Annotated in this window: 9 protein-coding genes and 4 pseudogenes; 7 read left to right on the top strand and 6 right to left on the bottom strand. The window is 35.2% G+C overall.

Annotated elements, in window-relative coordinates; genetic code table 11:
• A pseudogene (locus D3222_RS16565) lies at window positions 1-388 on the top strand (glycosyltransferase family 2 protein); the annotation flags it as partial.
• A gap of 236 nt (window positions 389-624) precedes the next feature.
• On the top strand, window positions 625-780 hold the full coding sequence (locus D3222_RS16560; RefSeq protein ID WP_118987139.1) for a glycosyltransferase family 25 protein: 156 nt from the start codon (window positions 625-627) through the stop codon (window positions 778-780).
• A 449-nt stretch (window positions 781-1229) separates the two neighbouring features.
• Here the strand turns inward: D3222_RS16560 and D3222_RS16550 are convergent, their stop codons facing one another.
• Window positions 1230-1658 (bottom strand): type II toxin-antitoxin system HicB family antitoxin, encoded by a 429-nt coding sequence (locus D3222_RS16550; protein WP_118987138.1) that lies wholly within the window; start codon window positions 1656-1658, stop codon window positions 1230-1232.
• A 24-nt stretch (window positions 1659-1682) separates the two neighbouring features.
• Window positions 1683-1846: pseudogene (locus tag D3222_RS16545) on the bottom strand (type II toxin-antitoxin system HicA family toxin).
• Window positions 1847-2295: 449 nt separating this feature from the next.
• On the opposite strand from D3222_RS16545, the pseudogene D3222_RS26110 reads away from it, so the two are divergent.
• A pseudogene (locus D3222_RS26110) lies at window positions 2296-2370 on the top strand (phage baseplate protein); the annotation flags it as partial.
• A gap of 295 nt (window positions 2371-2665) precedes the next feature.
• On the opposite strand, the gene D3222_RS26105 reads toward D3222_RS26110, so the two are convergent.
• Window positions 2666-3052, bottom strand: a complete 387-nt coding sequence (locus tag D3222_RS26105) for a hypothetical protein (protein WP_232832549.1) — start codon at window positions 3050-3052, stop codon at window positions 2666-2668.
• 193 nt (window positions 3053-3245) lie between these two features.
• On the opposite strand from D3222_RS26105, the pseudogene D3222_RS26100 reads away from it, so the two are divergent.
• Both D3222_RS26100 and D3222_RS26095 read left to right on the top strand, forming a co-directional pair.
• Window positions 3246-3420, top strand: a pseudogene (locus D3222_RS26100) (IS30 family transposase); the annotation flags it as partial.
• A gap of 605 nt (window positions 3421-4025) precedes the next feature.
• Entirely contained in the window at window positions 4026-5057 is a 1032-nt protein-coding gene (locus tag D3222_RS26095; protein WP_232832548.1) for a phage tail protein, read from the top strand.
• 439 nt (window positions 5058-5496) lie between these two features.
• Here the strand turns inward: D3222_RS26095 and D3222_RS26090 are convergent, their stop codons facing one another.
• On the bottom strand, window positions 5497-6150 hold the full coding sequence (locus D3222_RS26090) for a type II toxin-antitoxin system HicB family antitoxin (protein ID WP_232832547.1): 654 nt from the start codon (window positions 6148-6150) through the stop codon (window positions 5497-5499).
• A gap of 910 nt (window positions 6151-7060) precedes the next feature.
• Here D3222_RS26090 and D3222_RS16510 point away from each other — a divergent pair.
• Together D3222_RS16510 and D3222_RS16505 are read left to right on the top strand one after the other, a co-directional pair.
• Window positions 7061-8611 (top strand): phosphoethanolamine transferase, encoded by a 1551-nt coding sequence (locus tag D3222_RS16510; protein WP_118987136.1) that lies wholly within the window; start codon window positions 7061-7063, stop codon window positions 8609-8611.
• A gap of 92 nt (window positions 8612-8703) precedes the next feature.
• Complete coding sequence (locus D3222_RS16505) at window positions 8704-9801, top strand: glycosyltransferase family 4 protein (protein WP_118987135.1); 1098 nt, start codon at window positions 8704-8706, stop codon at window positions 9799-9801.
• A gap of 40 nt (window positions 9802-9841) precedes the next feature.
• On the opposite strand, the gene D3222_RS16500 is transcribed toward D3222_RS16505, so the two are convergent.
• Both D3222_RS16500 and D3222_RS16495 read right to left on the bottom strand, forming a co-directional pair.
• Complete coding sequence (locus D3222_RS16500) at window positions 9842-10354, bottom strand: tail fiber assembly protein (RefSeq protein WP_118987134.1); 513 nt, start codon at window positions 10352-10354, stop codon at window positions 9842-9844.
• 9 nt (window positions 10355-10363) lie between these two features.
• On the bottom strand, window positions 10364-10768 hold the full coding sequence (locus tag D3222_RS16495) for a hypothetical protein (RefSeq protein ID WP_157975343.1): 405 nt from the start codon (window positions 10766-10768) through the stop codon (window positions 10364-10366).
• Window positions 10769-11350: the final 582 nt, after the last annotated feature.

Below are 11350 nucleotides of genomic sequence, written 5' to 3'. Positions count from 1 at the left end.
AAAAAAATATTCTGACATAATAGAAAAATCAAAATTATTATCCCCTGTAGAAATTCATAGAAATACGGCAATAAAAGAGTTTTTAATTCATAAGAAATTTCAGGCACATTCATGTGGGAAATTTTTTAAGAGAGAATTATTTCATGGAAATAATTTTCCCGAGGTTTCTTGTTATGAAGACGCTCTATCATTTCCTCCAATTTTAGTTAAGTGCAATAATATTCATTATACTGAGATGAAATACTATAACTACATAAAAAGAGAAGATAGTCTATCTAATTCTATTGGTCAAATTAAAATAAATACAATAGCAGAGGTAATCTTAATAACTGATAAAACTTTCGGTAGAAAATTCAGGAACCTTATTAGGCTTTATGTTAGATCATAATGTTAGATTTAGTTTTAAAAGAAAATTTCTAAAAATAAGAAACAAATAGAATTTCAAAAGGTAGAAATTTTATGTTTTCTTGCATTAAAGTAGGCATTATCACCCAAGTTGTAATTAATATATTACCATCGTAGAGATAGTGATTCTCTGACAAATAAATACAATGACAATATTAATTTATCAGTAATCTTAGTGTCTGAGTCATAATGTAGGTGTAATTGTGTTATCATGAAAGAATGGAAATTTTTATTATCAACGTAGAGTCAGATATTGAACGAAGATATTCTATGCTACATCAAGCATCATCCTTGAGATTAGATGTTGAAATAGTCAAAGCAATAAATGGAAAACAGTTTTCTAAAGATCAAATAATGAAACTCAGTTGCTCATAGTCATTCTGTCAATGGGACAACATCTAATACGAGTGATAGAATCTTGATTAACGTTACGAGCGCATTCATTAAGTTAATGAGGTGGTATAGAACTATGTGATTTAGAAAAAACTATCAAAGTTGAATCATGGCTAATTTTTGGGTCATGACGCCAATAGTTAGTTGTTGTATTATGCCTCATCTTTTTATTGCTAACCATTGGTTACATGACCAATTTTTTCATTATTAGCACATATTGTTTTTTCTTGGATATGGAATACCCTTAACTTTCATCTGTCAGTTACTCTAATCTTTGCTAAGAATGGACCTGCGGACGGAATCACATATCCATTAAAACAGTACAAAGTCTATGATTCGAGCTTTATATTCATACCGATATCGTAGGGATTTACAAAGACGGCATCAATTGAGTACTTTTTAATACCAGGCGCGCATCCGTGCGCCTGGTATTAGCTGAGTTCATGTCTTGCAGCTTCTGCTAAAAAGTGACTTCGGTCTCGATATTGTGCCGGACTTTCTTTGACACGATTATCAATACGTTGAATGAGCGTATCAGGCAGTGAGATATTAATACGCTGCTGCTTTCCGGAAAATTCAGACAAATCAACATCGATAATAAACCAGCTATCAACATATTGATATTCTGTGTTTTTTGCATAAACCAGATAACCAGTATCCTGAATATGTTCAACTGCTCTATTATTTGAGACCATATCTTCTACTGTTAACAAGATAGCCTCACGAGCCATTATCGCAATGTTTTCTCTATTATCAGTGGCAGAAAAACAACCATACTTCTCTGTACACAGCGCAGGAATAATCAGACCATACGCGGTGTTTTCATCTTTCGGCAACTCAACACCTACTGAGAAAAACATGATGACCTCCAAAGTCGGCGGGGATTAAATCTCCGCCATTTTCTTTATAGATTTGACGGTGCCGATAGGCAGATCTTTTTTGGAATGCGGGACCAGGAATGTCTTTCCGGTTATAGGTGACTCCTTCTGTAACCTTCTAAGTTCGCATCCAACGGCAACAGCTCTTTTATCAGGTCAGTTGATTTCATATCCTCCCAACCTGACATCAACATACGCACGCATACACACAAAGTAAATTTATTTATCTCAAGTGAACTATGGGTAAGAAATTCGCTAATACGTGATGTTGCAAAATATAGCGTTACGGTAGGTCTACCTCCAGAATTCAGAGCGTTGTTGCTTGAAGGACGTTGTGATGAAATTTCTGAGCAAATAAAGCAAGGTGACGCCAATTTTCTGTATATTTATTATTCAATTGATGTTTGTAATTCCATCATAGTTAATATGTTTCTTTCTCAATCATCATTTCGGTTATTTATTGATACTTAGATCTGCCCGATTTTTACCATATTGAGTCCCATTGAATGCTTTTAAAAGCTGCCTTGACAAAGATTACCGTCAGTTAACGGGCTACAGAAAACATGGTTTAGTGGAAACCGTGGCATTGGCGAAAAGTGCCGCTAATATCAACACCATTTATCCGATCGGCATTGTGGTTTGGTTTGCACAAAATAAAAATCCAAATACACTATTTCCAGGTACTACATGGAAATAGGTTCATTATCACATATCAAAGGACAACCAGCACCCCACGCATTGATAAGTTTGCTAGCCGGCTTTCTCATAAGGTCAGGGCTATATTCTTTCCTAAAACTTATAGCAATATCGACGTCACTATAATTAGTCCAATCATTTGTTGATATTCTAAGTGTTATTCCTCTTTTACTTAACTCACGTATAAGATTTTTTTCTGTGAAAAAATCAGGTAAAGCATCAACATGCCCAAAAAAACCAATGGTTTTTACTTCATTGCTATCTTTAGATCTGCACTTTAAGTTTGGTTGTGGCTAGTGTGGTAAAAATATCTTTCCGGGTTCTGTTTGTAGTGGATTTTGTACAACGACATAATCAGCCCCATAAACAAGAGGACGATCAGCTTGACAAACAACAGTGCATCCTGCCCACGGCTTAGTTCTAAAGCTAAAATCATCGTAGTGTAATAGATTAATTGCATCAGCACGGACTTGATTGGTTAATGTAATATCGAGATAATCGCCGTAGTAATATTTAAGATTAATTAAAGTTTGAAAAACCCAGCAAGCTTTACCTTTACGATATAATCTATCTGGAATGGAATTAGGATTGACCCTTTGATTAACTATCTGTTCAAAATCATAAGCATAGTCGTTTATGAATTTTTGGTTAGAAACACCGTTAACGATAATTTTTTCCATTATTAAGCTGTCTCCTAGGTTTTAAACTTTGAATGGTATAGCAGATTCGATTAATGAGTGCAATTTTTCATAAGAGCAGTTAATTGCTATAGTCGGCATCTTTCTCGCAAAAGTAAAATGCATTATGGCCTATAAACTCTTAAACGCTCAAATTCATTTCGTGCATCCTTACGTTCCCATAGAGTGATACGTCAATGAAAACACAAATGGATTGATTCGCCAATATTTTCCAAAGAGAACAGACTTTTCAATCGGTGACAAGATAGGAAATGACATTCGTCATGGACAAGTTGAATAATAGCCTACACAAAAAATTGGAGTATAAAACACCTCATGAATTATTTTCAAATAAAGAAAATTCTTTTTAGTATGGTAAAATCATTTGTACTTATTACGTAGATACACAATATCTTACTCTTATCACAGGGCTGCTTATGTAGCCCAATAGCAATCAAAGTCAGAAATCTCACATGTCATTTGAATTGATAAAATTTCGGTGACGCATTTTTTATCAAAATGTGTAGTTTATTTTAGATATTTATTCTTGCTTAGCTACATCATCAAAACCAACTCACAATTTCATTTGATTACCGTTTTCAGAACTGGAGACTCAAGTGCATTGATGAGATTGTGATATTCTTGAACATGATAGATTAGATGTCAGGGTTCAGATACCTAAAGATTCAGAGTGGAATGTTAAGCGGAGAGAGTTGTAGGAAAAGATAGAAGAGATAAGGGAAAAATAACTTCAATATGTTAAATATATATTTATGAATGTATTTTCAATTCCAAAATGTTGAACTGATTATTACTGTTAATTATACAAAAATAGTTAAACTCATAAGGAATAATAACAACGCATTATTATTTTTCTGAGTTAGACTTTGGTTGGTGTGAGTTGCAGAGGGATCATTTTTATAATTATTGAAATATATTGATTATGAAATGGTATTATATAATTTAAGGAAGACATATGAATCACAAGAATGATTTTAAAGCTTTTTCTATTAATAATAATGCAAATGTAGTGAGTCAAGAAAAATATGAAGAAAATCAGAGTTTAAAAACTGGATTTCCACCAGATGATATTACTGTTCATTTGCTCAATAAGGTATTACGTCAATCGTCAACAATAGCATCTGTTGTGTCTAATTTTATTGCAACATATTCCGGCAATGATGTTTTGGACGATGGGGATATAGTTAAACTCGCGGCCCAATTAAATAGAGCGTTAGAACAAAAAATTGCAACCGAAGTACCAAATGCCTCATTAACACAGAAAGGTGTTGTTCAGCTTACGGAGGTGGTTGGTAATGGTAATACACTTGCTGCAACTCAGAAGCTAGTTTCAGATGTAAATAATAATGCTAACAGCAGATTATCCAAAAACCAAAATGGTGCAGATGTTCCTAATAAAAATGAGTTTGTGAAAAACTTGGGTTTATCAGAAACCGTCAAGTTGGCGCAAAGTGCGTATCCAAAATCAGGCGGTGTTGTAAATGGGAATGTGGATGCAACGGGATATGTTTCCGGTAAGGGAGTATATGAAGCACCGGGTATTCGGGTATATAGTTCGATAAACAAGCCGTCACCCGGAGAACTAGGTGCATATACGACGGGTGACTGTGATAGGCGGTTTCAACTCAAAGGAAATTACGCCCTAGCAGGACAATCATACACAAAGTCCGAATCTGACTCTCGATATTTACAAAAAAATACTGGGGTACTCAGAACACAGGAGACAGTTATTTGGTCTGGTTGGGCTGGGGTCGATGCCACAATAAATACCAGTAGCGATATTTTAGGACGTTTAGTATACATGAGATTCGGAGAGTGGTCGCAGAAAGGCTGGTATTTTCCAGTACCAATTCCAGTGGCTATTGGTAGGATAGCGGTATTTACTCTGATGGGTGATAACTGGCTGACTATCCGTACTACTGGAACCCGAAGTTTTGTGATAGTAGCGACGCCTATTTACTGGGATCAAGTGATTATTAGTGAATAAAATGAGTAATATGAAAAAATCAAATACAGTAATCGGATTTCAGATTGAATACCCCATATCAGTTACAGGATAGAATGTATTGCGCAGATACTAGGTGCAACCTGAAAAACCAAAACAATATCAGGGCCAAATGGCGCTGATATTGCAATGAATTTTGTTGCTTCGGCCATTCAATATCGGGAGCCTGTAAAACATCTACCCTATTTAAGCAACACTCTGGGACAAGTTTTCAATTTATCTTTTACAAAAGGTAAAGGGTGAACAGCCCTTTTTTCTATAATAACAAATACGCTTCAGTAAACTTTGCATCCGGTGACCAGATGATATACATTACAGTTCCATTGTTTGTGAGTTTGTAATGCAAAATTCCTCCCATAAGAACACTTTGCATAACCTCAATATTATCCTGAGGAGGTGTAATAATAGGAACGAACTTTCCCTATTGTTTATTTTTAACAAATAATGTTGAACCGCGAACGTCTCGACTAAATGTAATAGTGCATCCCTCTAGCCCAGCTCCTCCTACTCTAACCCAACTGGTATTCACTCCACTTTTCCGATACCTTTCGTCACTCTCTCTTTTAATATAGCTTTCCCCTCTAACTGCATAATCTCCCGCAGGCTGGTAGTTCCCACGCGGCTGATACTTGCCATCAGATTCGCCTTTTGTGTAGCTTTCCCCGCGAACAGCATAGTTGCCTGTAGGTTGTGCCCCCACATCCCCGGCATTCAAACTGACATCCCCGGTCAGTGCTTTCCCATTAATTTTCCGGCTACTCGGCACGGCACTTTTCGCCAAATTCACCGTGTCCCCTAAACCAACGTTGATAACAAACCAACTATCAACATATTGATATTCTGTGTTTTTTGCATAAACCAGATAGCCAGTATCCTGAATATGTTCAACTGCGCTATTATTTGCGACCATATCTTCTACTGTTAACAAGATAGCCTCACGAGCCATTATCGCAATGTTTTCTCTATTATCAGTGGCAGAAAAACAACCATACTTCTCTGTACACAGCGCAGGAATAATCAGACCATACGCGGTGTTTTCATCTTTCGGCAACTCAACACCTACTGAGAAAAACATAATGATCTCCAAAGTCTTATAGATTTGTCAGTATCGATAGGTAGATCTTTTTTAGGATATGAAACCGGGAGAATCTTACTGGTTATTGGTGGCTCCTTCTGTAGCCTTCTAAGTTCACATCTAACGGCAATCAGCTCTTTTATCAGGTTAGTTCATTTCATATCCTCCCAACCTGACATCAACATACGTACGCATACACACAAAGTAAATTTATTTATCTCAAGTGAACTATGGGTAAGAGAATTGGCTAATGCGTAATGTTGCAGAATATGGTGCTATGGTAGGTCTAGAAAGAGCGACTGCTTGAGATGCGTTGTGATGAAATTTCTGAGCAAATAAAGCAAGGTGACGCTAATTTTCTGTATATTTATTATTCAATTAATGTTCGTAATTCCATCATAGTTAATATATTTCTTTCTGAATCATCATTTCGGTTATTTATTGATACTTAGATCTGCCCGATTTTTACCATATTGAGTCCCATTGAATGCTTTTAAAAGCTGCCTTGACAAAGATTACCGGCAGTTAATGGGCTACAGAAAATATTAATAAACCAGTTTTTCAAAATATTCAATAGGACCAAATACAGTAAAATTAGCTATGCATATATTTAAGGATTATTTTATTTATTTTCTCCTGCTACTATGATTTATTATCATGTGGCATATTATGTGTATTTTCTTACACTGGGGGTTATAGTGATATTTCTGTGTTATAGTTCTTTATATTGCAAGCAAAGTATTCTGGTTTAAATGTTAACTAAGATTTCTCTTATTCACATGACGAAAAATACATAGTATAGTATTGATAGAAAACCCGGATGGATGAAGAAATTGAATCTCCGTTTTTTCTACTTTTTGAAAGCTAAACTGCATTTTACTACTACACGATGTGCTATTGATAGATAAATATGAAACTTACAAAAAACCATTTAATCAAGCTATTACCAGTTGTTGCACTCTTCATTTTTTGCCTTTTAACTCATATAGCTTTAGGCTATCGCTTAAAAATAGCGTATGTGTTCGCTATATTCTCTGTTTTTCTATTACTAAACAAGGCCACTGTGGTTTACAAACTTCTGCTTATCGTTCTTGGTATAGCAGCTCTCGTTTATGCTCCTATCGGGCTTACATATGGCTCACCAAACTTCAACTCAATTCTTTCGTTATTCTATACAAACGAACAAGAGGCTAGTGAATTCATCTCTTCTATTCCAACTGAACACTATCTTTTTAGTGCGTTTATTTTGATCTTTTGTTTGTTATCTTTGAAAGTAAGCATTAATTTACATAGAAATGTTAATGTTCTTCTATTTTCTTTTGCATTAATTACTACAATACATCACCCTTTAAAAGCTTTTATACAGGGTAAGGAATTCAATATTCTTGACTCTGGAATTCCTGAAATTAGAGCAGTCAAAGATGCTACTATCAATTTTATAAGGGTGAAAAGTGAACATAAAAAAATGCAACAAATACTAAGTGAAAAGGATTCATTGGGAACAGTATCAGAAAAGTCCAAATATAGTACCTATATTGTTGTGATTGGAGAAAGTGTACGTAGAGATTTTATGAATGCGTATGGATTCCCGATACATAATACACCTTTTATGAGCACTGCCAATGGGACGCTTTTTACAAATTATATCTCAGCAGGTCCATCAACCCAAATATCACTAGAAAATTCATTAGCAATGGTCAAAGCTGGTAAAAATATTTTAAGCAATAATATTGTTACATTAGCAAAAAAAGCTGGCTTTTATACTTACTGGATATCAAATCAAGGTTCTATGGGAGTATTTGATACTCCAGTTGCCAGTATGGGAGCAAGGGCTGATTCTCCATTATTTATTAAAAAAGGTGAATCCAGTTCTGGTCTTAACAGAAATATGCTAGATACAAATATAATACCGATTGTGAAAAAAGCCCTAGAGGATAAAAAAGAAAAGAAGCTAATTGTTATCCATTTAATGGGTTCTCACTCCCCTGCTTGTACTAGAACAAATTATGAATACAAGGTGTTTTTTAAGTCAGAGCAGGTTTCTTGCTATATACAGAGCATTGAAAACACTGATAACTTGCTATCAATAATTACTGATGAAGTACAGAAAAATGAGAAGAGCTGGTCTTTGATGTATTTTGCTGATCATGGGGTTTCTTTCTTTGAGAAAGATACTAAGAAGATGAGGCTTGCTCATAATGATAAATATAAGCAAAATTATCAGGTTCCTATGTTTATTACATCTTATGATGATACGTCACGTAAGATTATTAACGCTCAACGTAATTCAATGAATTTCTTAACGCTATTTTCAGAGTGGACAGGTATTAAAGAGTCTACAATACCTGAAAATTGTAAAATGTTGTCTAATGAACTATGTGAAAACCAAGATGATGTTCTGAACTTTAGTAATAAAATCATGAAGTATAGTTCATTACCAGAAGATAAAATTCCAAGATGAGTTTTTATATTATGAAGAATGTAAATAAGGTCTGTGTTGGCCTTGATTTCTAGATGAAATTAACTCATGACAAAGATAAGAGTAGGTGAGCGATGAATATTATGATAACAAATTTCCATACAGGTAATGGCGGTGGTCATACAACATATATCATGAATATAGTTAAATATTTTGATTATAATAAAGGAAAATTGTTGATTGCTTGTCCACCTGAAAGCAGATTGTACAAAGAACTTACCAGTTCCGGGTTTAATAATGTTGTTCCTCTTTATTTTTTCTGCAAGCTTAATAAACTCAAACAACTCGTAACAACCTGTAAGGTTTTGTCACAAATTATCAGAAGACAAAAAATAGACATAATCCATACTAATGGAACTTCTGACAATAAAACCGCTATCCTCGCAAGGATATTTTTCGGAATGAGATGTAAAATAATCTATACAAAACATAATCATTACCCTGTATCTTGGTTATCCAAAATCAGGCTGAAAAAATTTAATGAAAGAATTATTTTCGTGAGTGACTCCACTAGAAATCAATGCTCTTCTTTTATCTCTGATAAACAGGCTGTTACTATAAAAAATGGTATTGATACCGATAAATGGAAAACTGAACATTCAGTTATAGAAAAAGGGAAAATAACACTTATTTCCTCTGCTGGAACCGCTGAACACAAAGGGTGGTATTTTTTGATAAGATGTTTGGTAAAAAATAAAGAGCTATCTGATAAATTTCGTATAAAAATTATTGGACGTACTCCTCACCAAGAAGATATAGATAAATTAGTGGATGCTCCTTTCTCTCACATCGATGTTGAATTTACGGGTTATATTAATGATGATAAAGAAATTATTAATTATATAAAGAATGCTTCTATAGGGTTTGTTTTATCTACTGATTGTGAGACTATCAGTTTTGCTTGCAGAGAAATGATGGCTTGCAGTTTGCCTGTTATTGTCAGTGATTTCGGAGGATTACCAGAAAATATTGATCATGGTGTTAATGGTTGGATCACAAAAGCAGGGGATGAAACATCAATATATAATGTTTTAAATTTAATTGCTAATTTATCATCTCAAGAGTTAAAAGAATTATCTGAAAAAGCTAGGGAAAAAGCAGTTAATGAGTTTGATGTGAGAAAAATGGTTTCAGAAACGATAAGTACTTATAGTTCTGTTTGTAACGCTTAAATTTAAAAATTTACGGCCTGGGGAGCAGGCCGTTGTTATTTTACTTTGGTTGTTCAGGCCAGATAATTTTTGATGCTAATGAAGTATCAATGCGATTAAGTGATACTCGATACCTTTTCCATTCTAGTAATAAGGCTTTTTCCTCGCTAGTTGCTATTCCTAAATCAATAGCATCCTGCAAAGGCTGAATTACCTCATTCGCAGCAATCATTTTTTCTGACTTTTGGTTCTTTGCCTGCTGTCGTTGTTCTTCCAGTGTATAAATGCGCTTAATGATTTTCTTACCGTCAAAAAACCACCCATCTGTGATAATTATCTCCGTTGGTACATATTCTGATGCAAGTTCAGCAACGGATAAATAGATAGGGAATAAACTAGATATATCCTTTGATATTGAAGTGATAACACCATCCTTATTGAATGTGAATTTGACAGTTTCTTCTAAAAATTTTTCTTGAATCTGATACCAGTCATTGCCTTCATCATCTCTTAAGTATTGAACACAGGATATGCCACCTTTTGGAATATAAGGTGTAAAAATACCAGTTTTCATAATGTCACCCTAGATTGAGGAGATTGTTACCCAAATACCATTTATGTATGCTTGTACAGGACGATAATGTACACTGGCAAGGTGCTGTCTTCCTGAACTCCACATTACTGTACCCAAGCCAACAAGGACATGCCCAGAAGGAGCAGACCAGTCTTTTGTCTCGTTTGTCCATCCTCCCTCTGTTACCCAACTTCCAAGTCGTAAATTAATCACCCCAACAGCGTTCTTCAAGGCGTAACGATTATCACAGTCACCCGTCGTATATGCACCTAGTTCTCCGGGTGACGGCTTGTTTATCGAACTATATACCCGAATACCCGGTGCTTCATATACTCCCTTACCGGAAACATATCCCGTTGCATCCACATTCCCATTTACAACACCGCCTGATTTTGGATACGCACTTTTTGCCAAATTCACGGTTTCCACTAAACCAAGGTTTTCTGTAACCAGTTAACTGACAGCATTCTTTGCCAAGGCAGCCTGTTAAAGCATTCAACAGGATCCAATATGGTAAAAATCGGGCATATTTACGTATCAATAAATGACCAAAATGACGATTATGAAAAGCAATATTGCTTTTGGTTGAATTATGGTCAGCTTTAGTTTAAAAAACAACCTAAAATAAATCACATATATTGGTAAACTATGGGGTATTCCAATTCACGGGAAGTGTTATAACCAGAATCAATTAGAGAGTTACCTAGGGGCTGTTGACGTTTCGTGTACATCTTATGGAGCTCAGTTATGAGAGCTTAATTGAATGCCATTGTCCGGCTTACAACCCCTGAAGGCAAAGTGAGGGGTGGGCGCAAGCCCCAAAATGACCAGCAGCAAGATCGAATCGGCCAAGAAGCTATTGACCAGCGTCAGAATACACTTAGTGTGCTTTATATGCCCCCAAATTATTTGGTTGAAAAATGCACTTATCGTGCGTTTCCGTACGGTTGGGCTTCAGACCCTTTTACTGAAAAAACGGGATGGTGTTTAATACAT

The sequence above is a fragment of the Photorhabdus sp. CRCIA-P01 genome, assembly GCF_003545805.1.
In the GTDB taxonomy this organism is placed as follows: domain Bacteria; phylum Pseudomonadota; class Gammaproteobacteria; order Enterobacterales; family Enterobacteriaceae; genus Photorhabdus; species Photorhabdus antumapuensis.
This window is presented reverse-complemented; position numbering and strand designations above follow the sequence as displayed.